The following is a 26312-nucleotide window of genomic DNA, read 5'->3' as shown; positions in this document are numbered from 1 at the left end:
GTTTTCTCCTAGACCTAAAAAAAACCCCGGCAATCGCCAGGGCTTATTCACATTATAAAAACTACTTCTGACCTTCGCAATGCAAAATCAGCAAGTTCAGTTCTCTTAAGGCGACTGAGAACTTAGCAAATTCATGGGTTTGAGAAACCTTGAAGTCGGCTAGCATGTGATACCATCTTTCAAGCAATGGTTTGTTTAATGTAATCCATTGATTAATAACACTATCTGCATCACAAGTATCTGTACAAGTACGTAATACTGCAGAACTTAATGCTCGTTGTTGCCAATCAAGTTCTTCTCTGAATGCCGCACGAGCAAGTGCTTGCCAATGGTTTGCTACAGGTTGAGCATTGATTTGTTCTAAGAACCAATGTAATTCAACTTTTGCACCGAGTTTGAAGTAAGTTTCTGATACCAGATCAACTGACTTATTCTCGATTTGAGCAATTTGTGCAATGTCTAACGCAGAGAATAATGTACTCATTTTAGCGACAATTAGTGCAACTGCTTTAGGGACATTTTCTTTTACTAGAGTAGTAATTTCAGCAGAAATCACTTTAACTTCAGCTTCAATCATATACTGGTCAACGTTAGCTTTAAGCTGTTCAAATACAGGCTTAAAGAATGCCACTGTTTGATCAATATCATGAGCACGATTGCGATGACGAATAAACCAACGACATGCTCGACGCATATTACGACGTAACAGATGTAGCATTTCACCCTGCACATGTGCCGGAATAACACCATTTAACTCAGTAATAGAAGCGGTTAACTCATCAAGACCAAAGATCTCTCGGGCCATAGTATAACTAATAGCCGCTTCAGCAACTGTTGCACCGGTCTCATCTTGCATACGTTGTACAAAATTAAAGCCCATATCATTAACTAATTCATTAGCTAATGATGTAGCAATAATTTCACCACGTAGAGGATGTGCGGTCATTTTATCAGCGTATTTTGCTTGTAACTTTTTAGGGAAATAAGCCACTAATAACTTGCTTAAAAATGCATCTTCAGTGATTTCAGGTGTCACGAGCTGTTCTTTAAGTACCATTTTAGCGTAAGCAACTAATACCGATAACTCAGGACGAGTTAAAGCACGGCCATTGGCTAAACGTTCGGCAAGATCGTCATCAGTTGGTAAGAACTCAAGTGCGCGGTCAAGTTTACCGTCTTTTTCAAGATACTGAATAAAACGAATTTGCTCTTTAAGCTGTGACACACCATGTACTTGGGTAACCGAAATCGTACGGGTTTGATCTTTACAATCTTTAATCACAATTTCACTGACTTCGTCAGTCATGTCTTCAAGTAAACGGTTACGCTGTTTAACGGTTAACTCACCTTCTGCCACTAACGTGTTTAAGAAGATTTTGATGTTAACTTCGTTATCTGAACAATCTACACCGCCAACGTTATCGACGAAGTCGGTATTCATACGGCCGCCATTAGCGCAGTATTCAATACGGCCTAATTGAGTGCAACCTAAGTTACCGCCTTCACCGATGATTTTTGCACGTACTTCTTTACCATTAACACGTAAGGTGTCGTTGGCACGGTCGCCTACTTCAGCATGCGATTCTTTGCTCGACTTAACGTAGGTACCAATACCACCATTCCAAATCAAGTCTACTGGCATTTTCAGTAGTTCTTTCATCAGTTCAGTTGGGTTCATGGTGTCTTTGTCAGTGTCCAACATTTTCTTGATTTCTGGTGTCAATTTAATTGACTTAGCAGAGCGTAAGAATATCCCGCCGCCTTTAGAAATCAGTTTAGCGTTATAGTCTTCCCAGCTTGAGCGTGGCAGTACAAATAAACGCTGACGCTCAGCATAGCTTTCTGCAATTTTGGGCGTAGGGTCAATAAAGATGTGCATATGGTTAAATGCAGCGACCAATTGAGTTTGCTCAGATAACAGCATACCGTTACCAAATACGTCACCAGCCATGTCGCCAATCGCAACACAACTAAATGGAGTCGTTTGGCAATCTACACCAATTTCACGGAAATGGCGTTTAACCGACTCCCATGCACCGCGTGCAGTAATACCCATTTTCTTGTGGTCATAACCGTTACTACCACCAGAAGCAAACGCATCGCCTAACCAGAAGTTATATTCAATCGCAATCGCATTAGCAATATCTGAGAATGTTGCCGTGCCTTTGTCAGCAGCAACAACCAAATATGGATCGTCTTCATCGTGACGTACAACATCTGCGGGTGGAACCACTTCACCATTAACAATGTTGTCTGAAATATCTAATAACGCACGGATAAAGATACGGTAACATTCTTGCCCTTCAGTGAATAATGCTTCGCGGCCACCTTCTGTCGGCAGTTGCTTACACACAAAACCACCTTTTGCGCCTACAGGCACAATCACGGTGTTTTTAACTTGTTGTGCTTTTACTAAACCGAGTACTTCGGTACGGAAGTCTTCACGACGATCAGACCAACGTAAACCACCACGGGCCACTTTACCACCGCGTAAATGCACACCTTCAACACGAGGCGAATACACGAAAATCTCAAACTTAGGCATCGGCTTAGGCATTTCTGGGATTAAGCTCGGTGCAAATTTAAACGAGATATAGTCTTTCGCTTTTCCGCCAATAGCAGTTTGATAGAAGTTAGTTCGTAATGTGGCGTTAATTAAATCTAAGTAACGACGAATAATACGGTCATCATCTAAGCTTGAAACGTCATCAAGTTGTATGTTCACCTGTTCAAGGAACTTACTTAAGGTGCGCGTTTTTAGTTTAGGGTTAAACTTACGGATGAACATTTTCACCAATAAGTCCGCTAATTTAGGATAACGGCTAAACGTTTCTTCGATGTACGACTGACTGAATGTTGCATCAATTTGACGCATATACTTAGCATAAGCACGCAAAATAGACACTTCACGACCACTGAGGCCTGTTGACAGTACCATGCGGTTAAAGCCGTCATCTTCTAACTTCTTCTGCCACACTTGCAATAAGGCCGTTTGGAAACGGTCTTGACTGTCGGCTAGATTCTCTGTGGCAGCGCCTTGCACTGTCATTAAGAAATCTAAAATCCAGAATGTCGCGCCATCATTGGTTTTCACTTCGTACGGACGTTCATTGATCACGCGTAAGCCAAAGTTTTCTAGCATTGGCAAAACATCAGACAAATGAATTGGCTCGTCTTTATGAAACAGTTTTAAGCGAACTTTATTGTCATTTAACGCCGACTCTTGTGGCTGATAGAACAACATGCCTAACTTGTGATCATCATCCAAAGCTTCTAAATGCTGCATATCAACCACAGCAGAACTTGGTAACACATCATCTTTATAGCTAGGTGGGAACGCATTTAAATAACGCTTTGTCAGTCCTGTTCCAGCTTGTTCACCAACGGCATTGTTTAATGCTGTGTGCAGTTTGTCATCCCACGAGCGAGCGGCTTCAATAAGATTTTTTTCAATGGCGGCCACATCAACATCCATATTGTTATTATCAACTTTGATAATATAGTGAGTGCGAGCCAGAGTAGACTCAGAAAAATACGTGGTGAACTCAACATCTTCATTACTTTGGAAATGTTGTGCCAAAATGCGTTGAGTGTCTTGGCGTAACTTAGTGTTGTAGCGGTCTTTAGACACATACACTAAACACGACAAGAAACGACCATAACCGTCTTTACGCACAAACAGCTTTAACTTATCGCGATCTTGCATTTCCAAAACACCATGAGCTATGTTTGATAGCTCAGGATCTTTAGCTTGAATTAGCTCATCACGAGGTAAGTTTTCAAGAATGTTCATCAACGCTTTATAATCATGCGAGCGCGGAGTTAGCCCAGAATTATCAAGAATCCGCTGAACCTTTTCGCCCAATAATGGAATTTCGCGTGGGCTACGGTTATAAAGATTTGAAGCATATAAACCAATGAAGCGATCTTCACCGATTACGTTGCCTTTTTTATCGAAACGTTTAACACCAATATAATCTACATAAGCCGGACGATGTACACGACTTTTAGCAGAGCTCTTGGTGAGAACAAGTAAGCTTTCATCTAATGCCTCTTTACGGGCTGAATCAGATAAACTTGAAAGTAATAAACCACGCTCACTGTGTGAGGTTTTTGAACGGTTCATTAGCCCTAAGCTAGATTCAATATTAGGAACAAGCTCAACATCACCTTCAACACGTTTTAAATCGTAATAACGATAGCCAAGCAAAGTGAAATGATGGTTGTTCAAGTAGTTTAAAAAATCAACTGACTCTTTCAATTCCGTTTTATCACCAGGGAATGGACGTGAAGGTAATTGCTTAATAGTCTCGGTTAATGTATCTGACATTAATTGCCAATCATTGACCGACGCTGAAACATCAGCAAGTACAGATTGAATTTCTTTTTCAATCGCTTTAATGTCAGCATCACTATTTTGTTTATCAATTTCGACCAAGAATACAGCAACATTATTGCTGTTATCAGATGTGTCATTAACAAATGACACATCTGACACATTGTTGTTATTACCACGTACAACGGCTAATGGCGTATGTAACATCACATGGGCAGTGATGCCCATTCGATTTAACGCCATTGAGAGCGAGTCAACCAAGAAAGGCATATCAAGTTGGATAACCTCAATAATGCTGTGAGTTGACTGCCAGCCATGTTTTGCTTGGCTAGGATTAAATACACGGATGTGGGTTTGATCCTGGGCCGTTTTATTCAGCGCATTCCAAAGGCTCACTACAGCACCATATAAATCACTGTCATTACGAGCATTGAGATCGTCTTTTGACATATGGGCGTAGAGGCAATTGGCAAATTGCTCAACTTGTTTGGCTTGAGAATGAGGGATTTTTGTGTGAATTAAATTGACTACATTTTCCAGTAGTACTGAAGGCATTGCATCTTTCAAGGCCATGTTGCAGATTCCTTAAGCGTCTATGGCAGCGCTCTTATCATTATATGGATGCTTCGGCTTGTTGATTGTGTCGGTCCGAGTCATTTTGTGTGTAGCACGTAAATAACTGTTTTTCGTTTAACAAAAGAAACTCATATTTGAGATCTTGTGCAAAGTTTATTACTAAATTGCTGCTATATCGAGGAAAATTTTAGTGGTACATCCTCTATAAATCCAGTCGGCAGCATAGATTAGCGTTTAAAATGACATTTAAGTCGTTTGCATAGAGTAACTATGCAAAATAAAAAAGGGAGCTAAGCTCCCTTTTTTATTTAATTACATGTTTTAGTTACTTTTTTCGCCAAAACATCGCTGAAAGTGCGGGTAGAATAATAATTGCTCCCAACATATTCACTAAAAACATAAATGTCAGCAAAATTCCCATATCCATTTGGAATTTAAGGTCTGAGAAGAACCAAGTGCTCACTCCAATGGCTAACGTTAGGCCGGTAAAGATAACCGCACTACCACGTTCAACGAGAGCTTCGAAATACGCTTGTTGCACCGGCATGCCATTACTGAGTTTATTGGACATCGTCGACAAGATATAAATCCCGTAATCAACGCCGATACCCACACCTAATGCAATCACCGGTAAGGTACTCACCGCTAAACCAATATCAAGCAAGGTCATTAATGCTTGCGCTAATGTTGATACCACATAAAGTGGAATAATTACCGCAATCGTCGCTTTGAGTGACTTAAAGCTAATTAAACACAGTACAAACACAGCGCCATATACATATAGCATCATTGGTAGCTGAGCTTCGCTCACGGCTTCATTTGTGGCGGCCATGACACCAACAGGACCTGATGCTAGCTTAAATTGCAAAGTGTCAGAGTTAAGTTGTGCGGCAACCGCTTTAACTTTGTCTACAACCACCTCGATGGTTTCAGCTTTGTGATCTTTTAAGAACAAGTACACAGGCATAACCGAGCAATTACTATTGAGCAAACCAGATGTTGTCGGTACTTGGCCAACGGCTTGGACTAAACTCGCGGTGGTACGCGGTAAAATCTCCCACTTAGGGTTACCTTCGTTAAATCCTGCATTCACTTTCTTAGCAATAGATGCCAAGCTTGCCGTTGACTCTACCCCAGGTGTATTTGCCATCATCCATTCGAACTGATCTATCTGAGATAACAATGAATGATAAGTACAGGCTTCTGGTGTAGCTTCTACAATCACAGACATTACATCAGTTGTAATTGAAAAATGTTTAGTGATAAAGAAAGTGTCTTGGTTATAACGAGAGTCTTGATGCAGTGCAGGCGCCCCGCCCTGTAAATCACCAATTTGCATTTTGGACGCTTGTTGAAAACCAACCGCGTAAAGTATCGCAGTCGAAATCAATACGACAATGGCATATTTAGGGGTCGCAAATTTAGACAAACCACGCCAAATATTTTCAATTTTTTGACGTTTTTCAAGACTGTCTTGCTTACTCGGTAATTCAAAATATGAAATCACCAATGGTAGTAAAATCAGATTGGTTAAAATAATAACCGCGACACCTAACGATGCAGAAATAGCCAACTCACGAATAATACCAATATCAATTGACAGTAAGGTTAAAAAACCAACCGTATCAGATAATAATGCAACACCACCGGGCACTAATAAGCTACGAAATGCGGACGCTGCAGCGGCTTTAGTTGTTTGGCCATCAAGCACACGACGACGTACAGCATTGATCATCTGTACCCCGTGACTAACACCAATAGCAAACACTAAAAACGGCACTAAAATCGACATTGGGTCCAAACCAAAGCCAACCACGGTTAATAATCCTAATTGCCAAAATACTGCAACCAAACTACACACTAGTGGCAAGACGGTTAGCACTATCGATTTTGAAAATAGGTATACCATTACAGCAGTAATCGCAATAGCGATTAAAAAGAACAGCAGTACGCCTTTAGCGCCCTCAGCAACATCACCAGCCATTTTTGCAAAACCGATAATATGAATTTTAATCTTATCGTTTTCAAACTTGCCACGAAGCTCTTGCTCTAATTGATTTGCAAACGCAATAGTATCAATAGCCTCACCCGTTTGAGGGTCAAACTCCATTAACTGCGCAGACACCATGGCAGAGGTGTAATCATTACCGATAAGTCGGCCTACAATGCCAGCTTTTTCAATGTTATCGCGAACGATTTTAAGACCGTAATCATCATTACTAAAATCAGCGGGGATCACCGGACCACCGGCAAAGCCGTCTTCTACGACTTCGGTAAAACGAGTTGAAGGTGAGAATAACGACTTAACCTGAGAACGTTCTACACCCGGAATAAAAAATAATTGATCGTGCACATTTTTGAGCGCATCAAAAAATACCGGGTTAAATATATTGCCACTGGTATCTTCTACCGCCACCATAATACTGTTAGCACCACCAAAATCTTTTTGATGTTTGGTATACGTTTGCATGTACGAATGATTGAGTGGGATATTTTTACTAAAAGCAGCATCCATTTTTAATTGGCTGGCTTGATACCCTAAGAAAAAAGTAATAAAAATAAACGAAATGATGACCCATTTTCGATTGCGGAATAAATGAGATTCAAATCCATTGACCAGTTTTTCTAACATCTTTTCGGCCCTATTATTGTTGTTTTAATTGTCCAGTTTAACCAAAAGGTTAATCAAGCTGGAACAGTCCCTTAGAACCGGCAAACCATAACTGGCCTTTACTGTCTTTAGCAATTGCCACTATATTTTCACCTTGGCGTCTGGCAACAATTGTTGCTTTATCATCATCTACTGACAACACAATCCCAGCATTTCCCACCAGGTATAGGTCATTACTAGCGGTAATAAGTGCGCTATTAATTGATGATTGGACAGGTAAATTAACTTCTTGCCATGCGGATAGCGTTAAGTCTGACTTAAACACATGACCACGTAAGCCCATGACATAAACATCTTCGCCAACTTCAATGGCATTAAACATTGAACCATCATAATCAAAGTTAGTTTTCGAAAATATTTGGCCGTTATCACTCGATACCGCGACCAAGCCAAGCTCACCCACAAGCAACAATCGTTTATCTTTCAGGCGAATTAAACGGTTGAAATGGGGTAATAATGAAGCTCGCTCAGATAAATACAATGCTTCATCTTCTGCTTTAAGTTCATTTAAATAGGCAATATCTTCTTCAAATAATAATTCTTGATGAAATTCTTGTTGCCATGTTTTACCGCCATCAGCGGTGCGATAAAATAATCCATAAGCGCCCACCGCAATACCATCAACGGGACTATAAAAACGAATATCTAGAAAAGGTTTCTCTATTTCAGCAGATTGCATCTGCACCGACCACGTTAATCCACCATCTTGAGTGTGGATGATGGTGGCATCATGGCCGACAGCCCAACCTTGTTTGTCGTCGAAAAAAAACACTTTGGTTAATTGAGACAATACAGGGGTCGCGACTTGGTGCCATTGATTATTGTCCAAAAGCAACACATTACCGCGTTGGCCTACCGCGACAAGTTTGTCACCAGCATTAGCAATATCAAGCAATAAAGAGGATTGAGCTAGGGGTTGAATCTGAACAGAGAGTGGATCGAGTTGAGCATCTACTGAAGTAGTATATAAACATGCACTAATCCCAATCGCCACTGCACTGCGAAGCATGCTAAACGTCATACAAACTTCCTTTACAATTTATAGGGGCGCAACCGCGCCCCATTTTATTTATGGCTTGTTAACGAATACCGGCACGTCTTAGGGCGTCTGGGGTAAAGTTAGCTTCAGAAAGCGATGCATCAAAATTATACATGCGACCTTCGTTGTCTAGACCCATTGCTAAATAACGGCGAGATTGAAGATCATGGAACACTTCTAAGGTACTCCAAAGCGCAGGCACTTCATAATAGTTGATAAGATGAGCGACACCAACACGATAAAGCTCATCGCGATTATCATATATATCAGTTACTGCAACTTGCCATGAATCTTCATCAATATAAAACACACGAGTTTTATATGTATGACGCATGCCTTCTTTTAACGTCGCTTTGACTTCCCATACGCGATGTTTTTCATAACGTGGATATTCAGGGTTAATATGGCCAGGTTTTAAAATTTGGTCATATTTCAACGCATCTGAATGTAAACGATAATCATTGTATGGAATGTAAATCTCTTTCTTACCGACTAATTCCCAGTTATAACGCATTGGAGAGCCGTTAAACATATCGAAATCATCTGTTGTTCTTAACCCATCAGACACAGTACCAGGTGTATCAAAAGCTACGTTAGGCGCTTTACGAACTCGGCGTTGTCCAGTGTTATAAGTCCAAGCTTGGCGTGGAAGAGCCTCTTGATCCATGGTTTCTTTTACAAGTAATGCTGTACCAGCAAGTCGTGCTGGTTGAGTCACAACTTGTTTAAAGTAAAACAATGTATTTGTTTCTTTAAGTTTCTCTAATGTCACCTCTGGACGAGAATATTCAAAACGAATTTCCTCAGCGTTTTCAACCAAAGTGTAAGAACCATTAGACATCGGCGCAGCTTGGCTACGATAGGTTTCTACATCAACACCACGATAACGTAAAATATGATTCCAAATCACTTCTAAACCGTTAGCAGGGATTGGAAATGGCACACCAATGGTCGCCCCAGTAATACCGTTACCTTGTGAAACTAACTCAGCTCTAACGGCATTGGCTTTAGTCGCATCATAAACATATTGAGGTACGGCTGCAGTACGGCGACTTTCATAGACATTCATTTTGTAAGTATCTGGATATACTTCAAATAATTGTTTCTGACCCGGGGTTAAAAACTCAGCATACTGGGCTTTATTTTCATTAGTGATCGTAAATAGCACTTTGTCAGTTGGGAAAGGATCTGGATGATGCATACCCTTAGTGTAACCGGCTATAGGTTTGCTAATACCACCACTCCAAACAGGAATTGAACCATCGGCATTAGCCGCTTTTTCTGCACCCATAGGGGTTAATGTTGTACCCAATTTGTCTGCATCAGCTTGTGATACTTTCGCCAGCGCAGCAGGTGCACTTAGTGCTAGCATCACTGCTGCCGATAATATCGTCAGTTTCTTCATTATAATTATCCTTCTAAATCGAATACTTGACGTTGAAAGAGATGTAATCTCTGTCTGTCATCGCATTTGTTGTTCCTACGCCACCAAAGAAGCTGTTGTAAGAAATATCTGCGCCCCAACGACTTTGATAATCAAAGTTCACACCCAAAGCGACAGATTTTCTGCCTTCGGTGAATAAGAACATTGGATCCGGTGTAATGCCATCAACGTCATGAGAGAAAATCACTCTTGGGTACATGTTCACACCAGCAAACACATTGTTAAAGTCAGCTTTCGCTACTAAACGATAACCCCACGCAAAATCTGTTGGGAATGGATTGGTTTCAGGACCATTATGCAATGCGGCAATAATACCAGTCATTTCTGGGTTACCACCAGAACGAGCTGTTCCTGGACCGTTTAGACGTAATTCGTCAAAACCAGGCATATCATGAATCCACACACCACCGACTTCAGCAAGCATGGTTAGATTATCTAAACCTAATGTCGGGCCGAATAAGTGGGTAAAGGTTACCTGTGCTTGAGTCGTATCGGTAAGTATATATCCCTCAGCGTTTGAGCCAGGCTCCACATTATCCATTTGTGAAATACCATCTAAATCAGGACGAAGACCCGCATTAGCGAGCTGCTGAGGCATCGCTAAGAAAAGTAATTCAACGTCGTCAATTTGCAATGGCTCATCAACACGATGAGAAATTTCACCAGCAACAGAAGTATCGCCTACCAAAGTGTTAAAACTAAAACCATACAACTGGATATCTTCAGGATATACAATTTGCGATTTGGTAAAGGTTTCCATACTTAACAAAAGTTCGCGGTCAATGTTCCCACCACTTTGTGCTAAACGGCCATAATCACGACCAATAGCTTCTGCAGTAAAGTTAGAGGCAGTACCACTAATAATTGGACGACGACTGTGGTAATTCATGTAATAAAAACCAAACTCAGTTTCGCCCAGTTCTGGAGAGTAATAGCCTAATTTAACGCCAAATTGACCATCATCACTAGGATCTGCAGCATCTTGAACCAAAGCAACCTTAGTTGAATAAGCAGTCATGTAAGCGGCATATGCTGAGTTAAACCCAGTAGCGGCTGCAGCTTCATATAAACGTGAATATTCTGAAATAAGGAAATCTTGGTTGATATCTGGATTGGAGTTGAAACCCAATTGTGCATTTTGGTTGTAGCCACCATATCCAGCAAAATCATTGGTTGCAAAGTTTGACCCCGGTGTAGGGATCCAAATTGGCTGCCAATCGTACTGATAGAATGCTTCTAGGTTTAAGTTTTCAGATAAACCTAACGATGCCCAAACCATGCCTTGTGGACGGAATGCTTCTTTGAGCTCCGCACCTGGTGCATTAAGAATATTTAAGTCTACAGCATTGATTTCAGCAATACCGTGAGAAATCAAGGTGCTTTCGCCCCATGAAACGACTTGGTTACCCACGCGAACACTTAATGGGTTAGCACCGTCATTTAAGTCCCAGTTACCGTAAACAAATGCATCTAATAAGCGAATGTCTTTACATTGCACTTCTGATGCTTTGTTATCTTCACAAGGATCAAATTCTTTTCCGGTTAATGGATCGTTAAAGCCATAATCACCATCATTTAATTTGCGATCGTAAAAATACATACCGCGTAAAAAGATACCGTAATTTTCGTACTTCAGTGATAACTCGTGAAGACCTTTAACAATCTCAGAAGTAGTATCACCTTGCGCATACAACAAATTACTTAAGTCATTGTTGCTTGAATAAGAACCAGGCTGAGTCCAAATTTCTGTTGAGGTATATTTGGTTGATCCAAACGCACCACCAAATGCCGAATAACCAGACCAATCGAATTGTGGTTGGTTTACCTTTCCGATTTGATTATTCCAATCGCGGTCTGACACACGCCAACTCGCACCGGCAGTCCAAGTTGAGTCAAATGTACCTCGTACATCACCCCAATCAAAAGAAACGGCTGAGGCTGAAGTGCTCATCCCCAAACATAATGCCGACACCACCCCCAAAGCGAGAGCCGACTTGTTAAATCTTTTTTTAACAATATTCATTTTAGTTCATCTCCGTAACCTGTTGGATTAGTTGTTATAGGAATTTAACCAACATCTTGTTAGCCCACAGGCAACACCATTGTTACAGCATTTAACTATATTGAGCAAGGTCAAAAAAAAGAAAATGTTTAAGAAAATTAACGATGTCGGGGTAAAAACGACAAAATAAAACCAGCCTATATTTGAATTAACACAGACGATATAATTACAGTCATTTAACCATTAACGAAAAAAGTTTATTTTCATAGACTTATATATATTAACGGGGTGCTACTTCACACACCACTAATCAATCAAACGTTTGAAGTAAATACTCTATAATTTATTAAGTGATTTGAAATTCCCATCTTGGTTAAGGACTAATTTGAACTGTCCTTGAATACCTTGAGGGGTTAAATAAGGTCTAAAATACTTACCATTGATGTGCAACACACGACCGTGGTGATCTCTTACTTGCACTTTCTCTGCAAGTCCTTGGTAATATGGTAGAAATGCTTCATAACTTACGTTAAGAGAAAATAATAACTCCATAATTTACTCCATAAAAAGGAGAGCAAGCTCTCCTTTTTAACATACTAAACAGTCTAACTATTCATACTAGATGAATAGTCGTTGACGCTATTATTCGGCCAATGATTTAGTGACTTTTTCATATAAATCTTTTGATAAATCCGGTAAAGCTTTTAACTCTGCTAAACACTGTTTCATTAATTGCTGACGATGTTGATCGAATTTGGCAAACTGAATTAATGGTGTGATCATTCGCGATGCGACTTGTGGATTCGACTTATTCAATTTGACTAAAATTTTAGTCAAATAACGGTAGCCTTCGCCATCAGCACGATGAAATTGATAAGTGTTTGCGGCGGCAAAAGCCCCAATCAATGAACGTACTCGGTTCGGGTTAGAAAAACTAAAACTGCTGTGTTTTGTCAGCGTTTTAATTTGATCTATCACTTCATCGCTATTCACTAACGCTTGTAATGTCAGCCATTTATCCATCACTAATGGCGTTGATTCCCACGTAGACTCAAAGTCACTTAATAACATAGGTAAACAGGCTAGTTTGGCTGTAGCTGCCGCTTTCAAAGCCCCTAAGCTATCAGTCATATTTTTAGCTGCATAATATTGCTTTTCAACTAATGATTCATGAGTATCGGTCACTTGACATAACAATGACAAGGCAATGTTTTTAAATGCACGAGCACCAGCGTTATCTATAAGTATCAGCTCTCTATAACGTACCAATAATTCATCTTCACAAGCTGATGCAAGTTCTTCAACAACAAACTCTCTGGCTTTGGCCAAAGCATCTAAATCAACACTATCTACCTGCTCAATTAATGCAGAAGCAGTAGGAATAGACAAAATTTCAGCCACTAAAGCTTGGTCTATATTCGCATCTAAAATGACGCCTCTAAATGCTTCAACAACACGAGTATCAACCATCATGACTTGCTGCTTTTGCAACTGAGCAACGTTATTCCAAATGGCTTGGCTCACTAACTGCACAGATGCTTCCCAACGCGCCACTTCGCTAGAAGCATGGCGCATAAGATGCACAAGTTGATCAATGCTAAAATCGTAAACCAATTTAACAGGTGCTGAAAAATCTTGTAGTAAAGATGCTATAGGTGCGCTTTCTAGTCCATCAAACACAAAGGTTTGGTTGGCCTTAGTCACATCTAGCACTTTATTGACTATTGATTGCCCTACACTATCCAACAGCTCAACACTGAACGGAATATGCAAGGTTTGGCCCTTCACACCTTGCGACATCACTTGTTGAGTAACGGTTAAATGGTACTCACCTTTATCCGCATCAAAACGGTCTTTTACCGTCACAACGGGTGTACCAGCTTGGCTATACCAACGACGGAATAAGGTTAAATCTTTACCGCTAGCATCTTGCATAGCATTAACAAAGTCATCGCAGGTTACCGCTTGGCCATCATGACGCTCAAAATAGCACTTCATTCCAGCTTGAAAGCCTTCTTCGCCTAGAATGGTGTGCATCATGCGGATAACTTCAGCGCCTTTATTATATACCGTCACAGTGTAGAAATTATTCATTTCAATTACACTTTCAGGCCGAATAGGATGTGACATTGGACCGGTATCTTCAGCAAACTGTTGATTTTTCATCACTCGAATAGCATGAATTCGGTTAACTGCGCGCGACCCAACATCGGAACTAAATTCTTGATCACGAAATACCGTTAAGCCTTCTTTTAAACTTAACTGAAACCAATCACGACACGTGACTCGGTTACCTGTCCAGTTATGGAAGTACTCATGGCCTACAACCGACTCAATACCATGATAATCTTCATCTGTTGCACTGGCTTTATCAGCGAGCACGTATTTGGTATTAAAGACATTCAAGCCTTTATTTTCCATCGCACCCATATTGAAAAAATCAACTGCAACAATCATATAAATATCAAGATCATATTCAAGACCGAAACGAGTTTCATCCCATTTCATTGATTTCTTCAATGATGCCATAGCGTGATCAGCTTTATGTAAGTTGCCTTTATCAACAAAAACTTGCAGTTTGACTTCACGACCAGTTTGAGTCGTAAAACTGTCATTAAGTAAATCAAAGTCTCCAGCGACCAAGGCAAATAAGTAACTTGGTTTAGGGAATGGATCATGCCATTTGACAAAATGACGACCAGAACGAGGCATCTCCCCTTTATCAATTAAATTGCCGTTACTTAACAAAAATGGAAATGCCTGTTTATCGGCTTCAACGCGCACGGTATAAATAGCCAGAACATCGGGTCTATCTAAGAAATAGGTGATCCGGCGAAATCCTTCTGCTTCACATTGGGTACAATAAGCACCGTCTGACATGTAAAGCCCTTCAAGACTCGAATTTGCCTCAGGGTCAAGCAAAGTGACCACTTCTAATTCAAACTCATTTTGGTCCGTACTAATTATTAATTGGTTGTCGTGTTGACGATAGTTAGCTGCTACACCATTAAGTTTCACTGTACTTAGCGAAAGTTGTTCGCCATCAAGCACTAAATCATGCTGATGCTCACCATTACGGATCACCTTACTGATGGCTGTCACTTTAGTGTTTTTGCCATCCAGAATAACGTTCAAATCAACATGGGTAATGGTGAATGAAGGCTTGGTATAATCTTTTAGGTGTTTTTCTTGCGCTTGGTTCATACATGTTCCTCTTGAACGGTACTAATGCCAATATGATTAAATGGGCGTGGTCTTTATCGAATTGGTACTGTTTTTAGTGATTGTGATTAAGAAAAAACGCGCCTAAGCGCGTTTTTTAACAGTAATAAAAAATTACTTTGAGTTAGTTTTAGCTATTTTTTCTACGTCAGCCATATCGAGGGTGATATAAGCCGTTTCATCTAAAAAGGGATCAGGTAACTTGCTATCATCTGTTTTTTCAATATCGTCTAAAGACTTCACGGCAGCCAAACCTTGATGGATTCGACGTGCGTTTGCTCGGTCTAAAGCACGCTTATCATCGTCTTCACGAGAAGCAATTCGTTCACTCTCAACAAGTGATATTGTTTTGTCTTTATGATGTTTTTTAAACTCAGTAATGTCTTGGTATATATAACTGAACTCTACATCTTTGCTGATACGCTCTTTATGTTTAACATCAAGATTGTTGATCAGCATAGGGTTGATATTCCCTAAAGTAGAGTACTGAGCAACGGGAACCTTATCCCATGGCAGAGCATTCTCTTCCTCTGACTCGCCGTATTCGCCAGCCTCTAAAGCACTTGGAAAACGGACATCAGGCGTAACGCCTTTTAATTGAGTGCTGCCACCATTAATACGGTAAAATTTAGCGATAGTATATTGTACGTGACCAATTGGCTTTTCATACATGTCATAAATACGACCCAAGCTTTTATGTTGCTGAACAGTCCCTTTACCAAAGGTAGACTCACCGACGATAAGTGCACGGTCATAATCTTGTAAAGCCGCAGCAAAAATCTCTGAAGCCGATGCACTATAACGATCAACCATCACCGCCAATGGGCCATTATATGCACTGGCGCCATCATTATCACGATTTTGATTAATGCCACCATTAGCATCACGGATTTGAACAACTGGGCCCATGTCAATAAACAGGCCTGTGAGTAATGTCGCTTCGGTTAATGCTCCACCGCCATTACCACGGAGGTCAATAATAATCCCTTCAACATTGTCTTTTTCAAGTTTAGTGATTTCTTTAGCCACATCTTGTGACAAATTCATATAAAATCCAGGGATTTGAATCACCCCGACTTTACGATTGGCATACTGGCCTTCTTTAGGCTCAACCACTTTTGAGGTCGCGGCACGGTCTTCTAAACGAATTTTATCTCGGGTAATGACCACTTCAAAAGGTTTAGCATTAGCCCCGCCTTTATTCGGTAAAATCTGTAATACGACTTCACTTCCTTTTGGCCCTTTGATCAAATCAACAACATCATCTAAACGCCAACCTATGACATCAACAATGTCACCGGTTTTTTGACCAACACCAACAATTTTATCTTCTGGTGATAATTTCTCGCTATTGGCAGCAGGCCCTCCGGCCACTAAACTTTTGATGACGGTGTAGTCATCATCCATTTGCAACACGGCCCCAATACCCTCAAGACTTAAATTCATTTCCATTTGGAAACGTTCTGCATTACGAGGTGATAAATAACTTGTATGAGGTTCAACACTACGAGCAAACGCATTCATGACTGTTTGAAACACGTCTTCGCTTTGTGTTTGGCTTAAACGCTTAATGGCATTGTTGTAACGCTTCTCGAGCACTTCAACAATTTCAGGCCACTTTTTACCGGTTAATTTAAGATTTAACGCGTCATATTTAACGCGCTGACGCCAAAGTTCATTCACTTCGGCTTCATCTTTTGGCCATTGCGCATCTTTGCGATCAAATTCATACGCATCGCCAGCTTGAGTAAAATCGAACTCTTTATCAAGCAAAGACAACGCATAAGCAAAACGCTCATAACGACGTTTCTGTACTAGGTCGTACATGGTAAATGCAGGGCTAATATCGCCTGATTCAACCATGTTATCAAACTGGTTTTGATATTGACTAAAGCTCGCAATGTCTGCCGCAGTCAGCACATTACGACGATAATCAAGTTGCTCAAGAAAACGGGTATATATTTGCTCAGAGAATGCATCGTCAAGTACAAAACGATGATAATGCGAGCGAGTAAACAAAGTTGTTACTCGCTTGCTAGCCACTTTATGTTGTGGCTCTTGTGCTAGTTTAGGTAACTCGCTGATTTGAATCGTTGGTGAAATTGCCCATGCCGAAAAGCCGACAAATAAACTGGCAATTGACGCGGCCAAGGTAAGTTTTCGCATCAACAAGTACTCCTTAAATTTCTATAATAGTATGTGCTCAGCACGTACTTTGATGGATAAGCCAGAATCTAATTGAACAAGCACATCCTCTTTATTAATATCAGTCACAACACCAGGAACAGGTGTGGCACCTAATTTAACATTAACGCGTTGTTTTTGTTTTAAATCTTCTAGCTTAGCCGGCACAAGTTTAATCACTGGAGCCGCTACCGGTGCAGGACGTTCCTTTTTAACGGCAGGAGCACGTTTAGGTGCCACTTTCTTTGCCGGCTTTTTAGGCGCTAACGCTTGACGTTTTGCTTTAGCTTTATCTTGGCTTTCTTTAAGCGTCAAAATAGCATGGTCAATGTGCTCTTGTTCTAATTCAGCACATTCATTACCGTCAAGATCTATACGTTTAGCACCTGCTTTAACGCCTTTCAAATAGCGCCAGCTGCTTGTGTAACGACGAAGCGCTACACGTAATTGTGTTTTACTGACTTTAGAATCATCAGCTAACCGTTCAGCCAAATCTTGAAACAAACCAATTTTTAATGGCTTCGTTTCACCTTCTGCAATAAAGCATAAAGGAAAGGTTTCATATAAATACGCTAAAATTGCGTTGGTGTCGGTCAACTTGTCTGTTGATTCCATTTTTACTTCCACGTTAATAAAGGGACTGATTATGCGGCATACAATTTGCCTTGCAGTCGTTCATCTTTCGTTAAACCTTACTGTTAAGGCTTAACGTACAAAATATCACTATCCGCCAGTTTGCTAAAGTCATTGAAACAAACCTTAACAATTTAACCAAACTTACTCTCAGCTTAATCATCGCTCATCAGTAAATCCAGCACAAATGCGTATAGCGGCATATTATAAAGCCCGCGACAGCGAATGCGACCATGATTTAATCTAATTTGTTCGCTATTTAACCAAATAGGCAAGTTTCGAAACTTTTTACCATGTTTTCTAAACCAATTTGATCATCTTGATCGAATCGATTCAGTAATGGGCTGTCAATATCTAACACTGCTACAACCTCATTACCCTGCCTAACAGGGATCACGATTTCTGAATTACTGGCAGAATCGCATGCAATGTGGCCATCAAATTGATGAACGTCGGCAACTCGTTGGGTTTTATTTTCTGCTGCGGCAGTGCCACAAACACCTTTGCCGATATTGATACGGGTACAAGCCACTTTACCTTGGAATGGTCCAAGGACTAATTGTTCACCACGCTTAATATAAAAACCTGCCCAATTTAGGTCTTCTAGGTTGTCATTTAGCAACGCTGAAAAATTTGCCATAGCAGCAATCAAATCATCTTCGCCTTCAAGTAAAGCTTGTGCTTGACGATTTAATGTTTGGTAAAATTCGGTTTTCATGTCCATTCCTTAAGCTGACACTCAATCGAAGAATGAGTGATGAATACGACTATTCTGCAGATGTAGTTTTAGCCGTAGTCTTTTTAGTTTTCGCTGTAGGAGCGTTTTTAACCTGTACGATGCCTTTTAGCAAGTTAGAAAGCTCATCTTTATTGTTTGCTAGATAAAATGCCAGCTGTTCGCATTTATTTTCATCAAGTCCGAGGTCTGCCTTAATAAGAAATGGCACTAGGTTATCGGAAATATCGAGCATCTTATCGTAGGCATCAGCCTCTTTCTTCGATATAAATGTCATCTTTTCCACCCCTTCTCTGACCACGACAAATTGGGTTATCACTGCCATGATGTAATCCTCACTGTTTTTATATACAGTGCATAGAATCTCACATAGTTAACTTATGATGCAAGTGTTCTGATTATTCTGATATTATCAAGCACAAGAAAATCGAGATTATTTAACAATTAACTCATTTTTCTGCCAATATAAGGCCAAGCAGAGAGGTTTGACTCTTCGCTACCCAATAATGTGTTTTACTATGGATTAGATTAATTCTTCATGCATGAATTTGATGATCATGATTCTATAATTTTATGCCAATCATGTGATTTGGCAGTGAGAAAACGAGCTTTGCCTTCAAGTGCCCGTGCGCTTTGTCCGCGTTGCCACACGGCGCTCTATGATTCACCTTATTGCTCCATTAATGGCATGCTAGCGTTATGCGTTGCGGCGTTAATTATTTTTATTCCTGCTAATTTATTGCCAGTACTCGAAATCCACTTCCTTGGCAGTGTACGAACCACTACGGTGCTGCAAGCTGCTGTGACGGTTTGGGCCGAAGGATATTGGGTTGTAGGCCTAGCGGTAATGGTTGCTGCAGTTATCGCGCCTGGGCTATTGATTTTGTCAATTATGGCTCAAGTTGTAATTGTAAAATTAAAACTGCACAACTCATTTTGGCAAAGAACCTACACTACATTGTTAAAAAATCATGGTTTGATATCACAAATGACCATGTTAGAAATTTATGTCATCAGTTTTCTCGTGTCGGCCTTTCAGTTATCAGACTTTTCCGATGTGTATTTTGGTATGGGAACATTCAGTTTTACAATGTTGTTTATCATCATCTTATTTTTACAACGTGAATATAATCTAGAACACATGTGGAGTTATGTAGATGCCTAGTACTCCAATTACACCATCCAATGAACATATAGTGGACAGCCCTAAGCAAACTGCGAATACCGATAACGAGCCGAAAACTGAGGTTTTACCTCATATTCAGGGCAAGAAAATGGGCTTATGTTTATGCCCTGTTTGTCGCAAACTTAACGTCACAAGTAACAGTCATTGTCGACGTTGTTTTAGTCAATTAAGTAGCCGTAGTTATGCCAGCATCCAACAAAGTTGGGCTTTATTAGTTACCGCGACAATTTTACTTGTTGTCGCCAATATTTACCCTATTACCTTGTTAACTAATCGCGGAGTGGTCACCAATGACACCATTTTTAGTGGCATTAGTCATTTAGTCAAAACCGGTATGTTTCCGATTGCTATCATTGTTTTCACTGCCAGTATTTTAGTACCTTGGCTTAAAATTATTGGCTTAGCGACTTACTTGACGGCTATTAGTTTTAACTTACCAATATCAAAAAGAAAATTAATGGTTGGGTTTCACATTATTGAATGGATCGGCCGCTGGTCAATGCTCGATTTATTCGTTATTTCATTAACAGTTGCCTTAGTTAATATGGGGCAATTATTAGACGCAAAACCTGCACCTGCCGCGACAGCATTTGCGTTAGTTATCTTACTAACGCAAGTCGCAGCAAAAGTGTTAGATACTCGATTACTTTGGGACCGCTTGGAAAACACTGATGACACAAATTGAATCGCCTAAAATTGTGAAGAAAAAGTTATTCTCGCCAATATGGTTATTACCGGTTGTTGCTTTGATATTAGGTGCCTGGTTAGGGGTCAAAAGCATTAAAGAATCCGGCATTGAAATATTAATACATTTCCCTAGTGCTACGGGTATTGATATCGGCAAAACGTTGGTCAAATACCAAGGGTTGACGGTAGGTAAAGTCACTGACATTGGTATTGACGATGATCTAAAAGGGGTAAACGTTAAAGTTATTATGGATTACCGTGCCGACCCTTTCCTCAATAAAAACACCCTTTTTTGGTTAGTAAAACCTAAAGCAAGTATTACCGGAGTTGAAGGGCTCGATACGTTATTTTCTGGTAATTATATTGCCCTTCAACCTGGTGATGGTCGCTCTGCAACCGTATTTGAAGCACAACGTGAAGCGCCTGCAATACTCCCCGGCAGTGAAGGACTCATGATCGAACTAAAATCCCCTAAACTGGGTTCGATTGATGTTGGCTCGCCTGTATTTTACCGTCAAGCACCTGTCGGAAGCATTGTCAGTTATCGCCTCGACGGAAATAAACAAATAATTATCAGCGCATTTGTTCAAGAACAATATGCCCATTTAGTCAATAAAGACTCCCATTTTTGGAATGTATCGGGCTTGAAAATCGATGCTTCTTTAGCGGGGATAAAAGTCAGCACTGAAAGTATCGCGTCTATTTTGGCCGGCGGCATCAGCTTTGATACCGGCAGCTACACTGAAAAGGCCCAAAATGGTGATGTTTACAACCTATATGAGGATGAGCTTACCGCTATTGGAGGTGTTCATTTTGATTTAACTGCATCTAGCAGTGAAGATGTTAATGAAGGCACCGCCATCACCTACCGCGGTATCGTTATTGGTGAAATAGAAAAAGTAACCTTAACCGACACTGGAGTGAAGCTTATTGCTCGGGTTGAACATCATTACAAAGCATTAATTACCAACGATAGCCAATTTTGGATAAGTGGTGCCGAGTTATCATTAAAAGGTGTCAAAAATATCAGTAGACTGGTTACTGGCAGTGTTATTAATGTCTTACCAGGCACTCAAATAACCGAAGAGGCGATGCAATTTGAATTGGCATCACATGCTCCCGATTTGCTCAGTCAAGACAAACTTAAATTGACGGTAGTTGCCACGACTCACACAGGTGTCAGTAATGGCGCGCAAGTGCGATATAAACAATTGCCTATTGGGCAGATAACCAGTATTGGTTTAAGTAAAGACTTTTCAACTGTTGAATATAACATTGAAATTCAACCAGAGTTTAAGAGTTTGCTGACTAAGGGAAGCTTCTTTGTTCCTGAAAGTGCAATAGCCATTAATGCTTCACTAGAGGGCGTTAATGTTAAAACTCGCGACCTCACTACGATGTTGGAAGGCGCTATTAGCTTAATTCCGGGTAACAGCGAAATGCTGCTTTCGGCTAATAGTACTTTAACACTGCACGAATCAATTGAATCGGCCCAAACGCTTTACGCTCAACAACAGCTGACACCCTTTACTTTAACTAGTATTGATGGTGCCGACTTAGCTGAAGGCTCGCCAATTTATTACAAAAAAATGCAAATAGGCTCAGTGAATAAAGTCAATTGGTTAGCTAAAACGGATAAATTTAATATCGATATCAATATCGACAATAAATTTGTTCCGTTAATTAAGCCCACTACGGTTTTTTGGCGTAATGACGCTGTAGCCATCAATGCCAGTTTAGCCGGTGTCGATATCAATGTTGCACCATTGAAAGGTGCAATAAATGGCAGTATTACCCTTGGACATATAGACGACAGAGTTGATACTGAAAATAATCAACCTAATCTACGATTATATGACAACAAGTCACTCGCACTCATGCAGGCTAAAGTCATCAACCTCACTCTGCCTGTGAGTACTAAAGTGTCAGAAAAAGCGGCTATTCGCTATCAAGGGCATAAAATTGGTGAAGTGTCACAGGTTAAACTAAATCAAGATTTAAACACTCAGAATGCACAAGCTTATATTTATGGCCATTACGTAAACCATTTTAGTGCCAGTGACACTGAATTTTTTATCGTCGATGCACAAATTTCTTTAGCGGGTATTAATGCCCCAGAAACACTGTTAACGGGTCCTTATATTGGTGTTATCCCAGGTAACAGCACAGAAACTATTGATAATTTTGTTGCCCAACCTCACTCGAGCTTTGAGGCTACCGTACCTAAAGATGCATTAGCATTCCAATTAGTTGACGATCAACTAGGTTCTATTAAGGTCGGTACACCGCTATTTTTCCGCGGAATTAAAGTCGGACAAATTGATGGATACAGGTTGGATGACTCAGGGATTGAAATTACGTTGTTTGCCCATGTAAATGCTGAATATGGTCACTTAATTAACCAGACTAGCCAGTTTTGGGATGCCTCTGGTATTAAATTAGACGTCGGTTTATTTTCGGGTGCACAGTTAGAAACAGGCTCATTAGAAACGATACTCGCCGGTGGTATAGCATTTGCGACCCAAGATACAACATCAGATAGTAATCGTATCAATGCAACCGAACGTTTCCCATTGCATGAGAATATGCAAGATGAATGGGCACAATGGCGACCTACACAAACTAAGTAACCTCAGCTAGAGATAATACAATTAGTACAAATAAAAGGCCGATATATTTATCGGCCTTTTATTTATATTATTGATTTCGATAATTGATTTTTAACCATAAAACCAATAACACACACCGATGGCGGCACTAATACCTGCAAAATCTGCTGCTAAACCACACCCTAGTGCATGACGACCATTACGGATCCCCACTGAACCAAAGTACACAGCCAACACATAAAATGTTGTTTCGGTACTGCCTTGTAAAATAGCTGCTAGTCGGCCCGCAAAAGAATCAACTCCGTGATGACTCATGGTTTCTAACATCATCGCACGCGCACCAGAACCGCTAAAAGGTTTCATGAACGCGGTTGGCATCGCATCAATAAAGCGCGTATCGGCGCCTAATGCACTCACGCCACTTGCTAACAGCTGTAAGGCATAATCTAACGCCCCTGAAGCCCTAAGAAACCCAATGGCTAATAACATCGCCAGCAAATAAGGGATTAGCTGAATTGCTTGGCTAAAGCCCTGTTTAGCGCCATCAACAAACTCGTCATACACGGCAATTTTGCGATAACCTGCGACTAAAATAAAACTTAAAATCAGCAACAACAGTATACCGTTACCTAACACCATAGACACCTGGCCTATCGCATCGGCGGATAATGTCACCAAATAAGCAATCCCGGCCATGAATACACTCATAATGGTTGCAGCATAAGCCAAAATAACACTATTGATTAACGAGATACGCTGCACTAACGCGACAACCAATAGTCCCACAACGGTGGAAACACTTGTGGCCAATAAAATGGGTAAAAAGATATCAGCAGGATTAGCCGCACCTTGTTGGGCACGATAAAGAAAGACGGTTACAGGGACTAATGTTACTGAGGAAGTATTTAATACTAAAAATAAAATTTGGGCGTTGGTTGCTACTGATTTTACAGGGTTAAGAGATTGCAGATCATGCATCGCTTTTAAGCCTAAAGGCGTTGCTGCATTGTCCAGTCCCAACATATTAGCAGTAAGATTCATGCTAATGCTGCCATAGGCGACATGTCCACGAGGAACCTCAGGCATCAACTTAGACAGTAAAGGTTCAAATATGCGGGCAAACAAACCCACCACACCGGCCTTTTCACCGACTTGCATCAAGCCCATCCATAACGCTAACACACCGATTAAGCCAAGCGAGATGTCAGCGGCTAACTTAGCACTGGCAAACAATGCCGTCACCGACTCGCTTAATACATCGACATTGCCATTCACTAATTGAATCGAGATAGACAACGCAGCAATGATAAAAAATAATAACCACACTCTATTTAGCACACACCACTCCATTAGCCAGTCGGTTTTATTAACGTCAATATACAGTAATCATTGCCAAACAGGGTGTACAATTCCGTGATATGATCGCTTCAATTACTGCAACAATAATGTATCGTTTTTTATTATGGCCCAATTAAATATAAACTTTATCAATCACATTGAGAAAGAGTTACCCGCTCACTTGGCTTTAGAAGAGTTTATCGCCTATTGTGATAAACCACTTCGTAAATCCATTCGGGTGAATACGCTTAAAATCAGTACTGCACAATTTTTCAGCATCATGACTAAAGCCGGCTGGCAACTGTCTCCAGTACCTTGGTGTGCTGACGGATTTTGGATTGAGGGTAAAGATGATATCCAACTGGGTAATGCCATTGAACATATTCAAGGGCTATTTTATATCCAAGAAGCCAGCTCAATGCTGCCGCCGACCGCATTATTTTCCAATGAAACCGCCGCCGAAATAATCTTGGATGTCGCCTCAGCTCCAGGTTCTAAGACCACTCAAATCGCAGCCTTAATGAATAACAGTGGCTTATTAGTCGCTAATGAATATTCTGCCAGTCGCGTTAAAGTATTACACGCTAATGTGTTACGTATGGGGGCCAGCCACACCGCCCTAACCCATTTTGATGGCCGAGTCTTTGGTGAATATTTATATGAATCGTTTGATGCTATTTTATTGGATGCTCCTTGTGGCGGCGAAGGTACCGTCCGTAAAGATCCCTTGGCATTAAAACACTGGGATATTGAAGATGTTACTGCGATTGCTGAAACCCAAAAAGATCTTATCGAATCAGCATTTTTAGCGTTAAAGCCAGGCGGAGTGTTAGTCTATTCGACTTGTACTCTAAGCCAGTTAGAAAACCAACATATCTGTTATCACTTACAGCAAACTTACCCTGATGCGGTTGAGTTTGTGTCACTGGCTGAGTTATTTGATGGTGCAAATAAAGCATGCACTAAAGAAGGTTTTTTACATGTTTGGCCACAAATTTACGACAGCGAAGGTTTTTTTGTCGCCAAAATTCGTAAAACCGCCTCAGTCGAGCGAGTAAAAAAACAGCCTAAATTACAAAAAAACTTTCCTTTTACTCCCGTAAACGAAAAGCAAAAAGTGGAATTAACACAATACTTTCAAAACAACTTCTGTCTCGAGTTACCCAGCGATGATGTGATCATGTTGCGTGACGATGAATATTGGTTGTTTCCAGTCCAATTTATTCCTTTTATAGGCAAAATGCGCTTTCAGCGTATTGGCATTAAGCTCGCTGATGCGATGAAAAAAGGCTACAAAGCAAAACATGAAGCCGTCATTGCTCTATCAGCAGCAGCACATAATCCAGCAAAAACAATGGAATTAAGTGCGGCGCAAGCACAAGGTTTTTTAATGGGCCGTGATATTGCTACAAGCACTTTTGATCAACCGACACAGCAGCAGTTAGCCATCATGCCACAAGGCGAAATGTTAGTGAGTTATCATAAAGTCGTGCTTGGGGTTGTAAAACATTTAGGCCATAGACTGAAAAACAATTTACCGCGTGATTTGGTCCGCGATAACGTTAACTTGAGCCTATAGCACGCTACACTATTTCGATGAGCAAGAATAAAGAATATAAAACATAATTATCAATGAATTACTATAAAAC

At 40.5% G+C, this 26312-nt stretch carries 16 protein-coding genes; 4 read left to right on the top strand and 12 right to left on the bottom strand.

Annotation, left to right across the window (positions count from 1 at the left end):
- Nucleotides 1–61: 61 nt before the first annotated feature.
- The 11 genes from HNW13_RS05780 to HNW13_RS05730 all read right to left on the bottom strand — a co-directional run bounded on the left by HNW13_RS05780 (nt 62) and on the right by HNW13_RS05730 (nt 19168).
- Complete coding sequence (locus HNW13_RS05780) at nt 62–4909, bottom strand: NAD-glutamate dehydrogenase (protein ID WP_192115041.1); 4848 nt, start codon at nt 4907–4909, stop codon at nt 62–64.
- A gap of 328 nt (nt 4910–5237) precedes the next feature.
- Entirely contained in the window at nt 5238–7544 is a 2307-nt protein-coding gene (locus HNW13_RS05775) for an MMPL family transporter (protein WP_192115042.1), read from the bottom strand.
- 49 nt (nt 7545–7593) lie between these two features.
- Nucleotides 7594–8604, bottom strand: coding sequence for a YCF48-related protein (locus HNW13_RS05770; RefSeq protein WP_192115043.1), 1011 nt, complete (start codon nt 8602–8604; stop codon nt 7594–7596).
- Nucleotides 8605–8662: 58 nt separating this feature from the next.
- Nucleotides 8663–10027 (bottom strand): DUF1329 domain-containing protein, encoded by a 1365-nt coding sequence (locus HNW13_RS05765; protein ID WP_101086985.1) that lies wholly within the window; start codon nt 10025–10027, stop codon nt 8663–8665.
- A gap of 13 nt (nt 10028–10040) precedes the next feature.
- Nucleotides 10041–12089, bottom strand: a complete 2049-nt coding sequence (locus HNW13_RS05760) for a DUF1302 domain-containing protein (RefSeq protein ID WP_162023283.1) — start codon at nt 12087–12089, stop codon at nt 10041–10043.
- Nucleotides 12090–12404: 315 nt separating this feature from the next.
- Nucleotides 12405–12620 (bottom strand): DUF2835 domain-containing protein, encoded by a 216-nt coding sequence (locus HNW13_RS05755; RefSeq protein ID WP_162023284.1) that lies wholly within the window; start codon nt 12618–12620, stop codon nt 12405–12407.
- A 90-nt stretch (nt 12621–12710) separates the two neighbouring features.
- Nucleotides 12711–15272, bottom strand: coding sequence for an aminopeptidase N (pepN, locus tag HNW13_RS05750; RefSeq protein ID WP_192115044.1), 2562 nt, complete (start codon nt 15270–15272; stop codon nt 12711–12713).
- 132 nt (nt 15273–15404) lie between these two features.
- On the bottom strand, nt 15405–17456 hold the full coding sequence (gene prc, locus HNW13_RS05745) for a carboxy terminal-processing peptidase (RefSeq protein ID WP_162023286.1): 2052 nt from the start codon (nt 17454–17456) through the stop codon (nt 15405–15407).
- A 21-nt stretch (nt 17457–17477) separates the two neighbouring features.
- A complete protein-coding gene (proQ, locus tag HNW13_RS05740; protein ID WP_011637685.1) occupies nt 17478–18089 on the bottom strand; it encodes an RNA chaperone ProQ in 612 nt (203 codons plus the stop codon).
- Between the two features lie 277 nt (nt 18090–18366).
- Nucleotides 18367–18825: a GAF domain-containing protein gene (locus HNW13_RS05735; RefSeq protein ID WP_101086980.1), complete on the bottom strand. Its 459-nt coding sequence runs from the start codon at nt 18823–18825 to the stop codon at nt 18367–18369.
- Nucleotides 18826–18874: 49 nt separating this feature from the next.
- On the bottom strand, nt 18875–19168 hold the full coding sequence (locus HNW13_RS05730) for a YebG family protein (RefSeq protein ID WP_101086979.1): 294 nt from the start codon (nt 19166–19168) through the stop codon (nt 18875–18877).
- A gap of 213 nt (nt 19169–19381) precedes the next feature.
- On the opposite strand from HNW13_RS05730, the gene HNW13_RS05725 reads away from it, so the two are divergent.
- The 3 genes from HNW13_RS05725 (at nt 19382) to HNW13_RS05715 (ending at nt 23346) form a co-directional block, all read left to right on the top strand.
- On the top strand, nt 19382–20008 hold the full coding sequence (locus HNW13_RS05725; protein WP_011637688.1) for a paraquat-inducible protein A: 627 nt from the start codon (nt 19382–19384) through the stop codon (nt 20006–20008).
- Between the two features lie 109 nt (nt 20009–20117).
- Nucleotides 20118–20714, top strand: coding sequence for a paraquat-inducible protein A (locus HNW13_RS05720; RefSeq protein WP_101087225.1), 597 nt, complete (start codon nt 20118–20120; stop codon nt 20712–20714).
- Nucleotides 20701–23346: an MlaD family protein gene (locus HNW13_RS05715; RefSeq protein WP_192115045.1), complete on the top strand. Its 2646-nt coding sequence runs from the start codon at nt 20701–20703 to the stop codon at nt 23344–23346. The genes HNW13_RS05720 and HNW13_RS05715 overlap by 14 nt, the downstream gene beginning before the upstream one ends.
- Nucleotides 23347–23436: 90 nt before the next feature.
- On the opposite strand, the gene HNW13_RS05710 is transcribed toward HNW13_RS05715, so the two are convergent.
- Complete coding sequence (locus HNW13_RS05710; protein ID WP_162023288.1) at nt 23437–24663, bottom strand: spore maturation protein; 1227 nt, start codon at nt 24661–24663, stop codon at nt 23437–23439.
- A gap of 124 nt (nt 24664–24787) precedes the next feature.
- Here HNW13_RS05710 and rsmF point away from each other — a divergent pair, with 124 nt between their 5' ends.
- Nucleotides 24788–26242, top strand: a complete 1455-nt coding sequence (rsmF, locus tag HNW13_RS05705) for a 16S rRNA (cytosine(1407)-C(5))-methyltransferase RsmF (protein WP_192115046.1) — start codon at nt 24788–24790, stop codon at nt 26240–26242.
- The last annotated feature ends 70 nt before the right edge of the window (nt 26243–26312 follow it).

The organism is Shewanella sp. BF02_Schw, from assembly GCF_014596695.2.
Taxonomy (GTDB): Bacteria; Pseudomonadota; Gammaproteobacteria; order Enterobacterales; family Shewanellaceae; genus Shewanella.
The sequence above is the reverse complement of the archived record's forward strand: the minus strand, read 5'-3'. Positions and strand labels throughout refer to the sequence as shown.

Excerpts from the sequence above, each read along its gene's own strand:
- HNW13_RS05780 (WP_192115041.1), bottom strand. The coding sequence starts at position 4,909 with ATGGCCTTGAAAGATGCAATGCCTTCAGTACTACTGGAAAATGTAGTC.
- HNW13_RS05775 (WP_192115042.1), bottom strand. The coding sequence starts at position 7,544 with ATGTTAGAAAAACTGGTCAATGGATTTGAATCTCATTTATTCCGCAAT.
- HNW13_RS05770 (WP_192115043.1), bottom strand. The coding sequence starts at position 8,604 with ATGACGTTTAGCATGCTTCGCAGTGCAGTGGCGATTGGGATTAGTGCA.
- HNW13_RS05765 (WP_101086985.1), bottom strand. The coding sequence starts at position 10,027 with ATGAAGAAACTGACGATATTATCGGCAGCAGTGATGCTAGCACTAAGT.
- HNW13_RS05760 (WP_162023283.1), bottom strand. The coding sequence starts at position 12,089 with ATGAATATTGTTAAAAAAAGATTTAACAAGTCGGCTCTCGCTTTGGGG.
- HNW13_RS05755 (WP_162023284.1), bottom strand. The coding sequence starts at position 12,620 with ATGGAGTTATTATTTTCTCTTAACGTAAGTTATGAAGCATTTCTACCA.
- pepN (WP_192115044.1), bottom strand. The coding sequence starts at position 15,272 with ATGAACCAAGCGCAAGAAAAACACCTAAAAGATTATACCAAGCCTTCA.
- prc (WP_162023286.1), bottom strand. The coding sequence starts at position 17,456 with ATGCGAAAACTTACCTTGGCCGCGTCAATTGCCAGTTTATTTGTCGGC.
- proQ (WP_011637685.1), bottom strand. The coding sequence starts at position 18,089 with ATGGAATCAACAGACAAGTTGACCGACACCAACGCAATTTTAGCGTAT.
- HNW13_RS05735 (WP_101086980.1), bottom strand. The coding sequence starts at position 18,825 with ATGAAAACCGAATTTTACCAAACATTAAATCGTCAAGCACAAGCTTTA.
- HNW13_RS05730 (WP_101086979.1), bottom strand. The coding sequence starts at position 19,168 with ATGGCAGTGATAACCCAATTTGTCGTGGTCAGAGAAGGGGTGGAAAAG.
- HNW13_RS05725 (WP_011637688.1), top strand. The coding sequence starts at position 19,382 with ATGCATGAATTTGATGATCATGATTCTATAATTTTATGCCAATCATGT.
- HNW13_RS05720 (WP_101087225.1), top strand. The coding sequence starts at position 20,118 with ATGGGCTTATGTTTATGCCCTGTTTGTCGCAAACTTAACGTCACAAGT.
- HNW13_RS05715 (WP_192115045.1), top strand. The coding sequence starts at position 20,701 with ATGACACAAATTGAATCGCCTAAAATTGTGAAGAAAAAGTTATTCTCG.
- rsmF (WP_192115046.1), top strand. The coding sequence starts at position 24,788 with ATGGCCCAATTAAATATAAACTTTATCAATCACATTGAGAAAGAGTTA.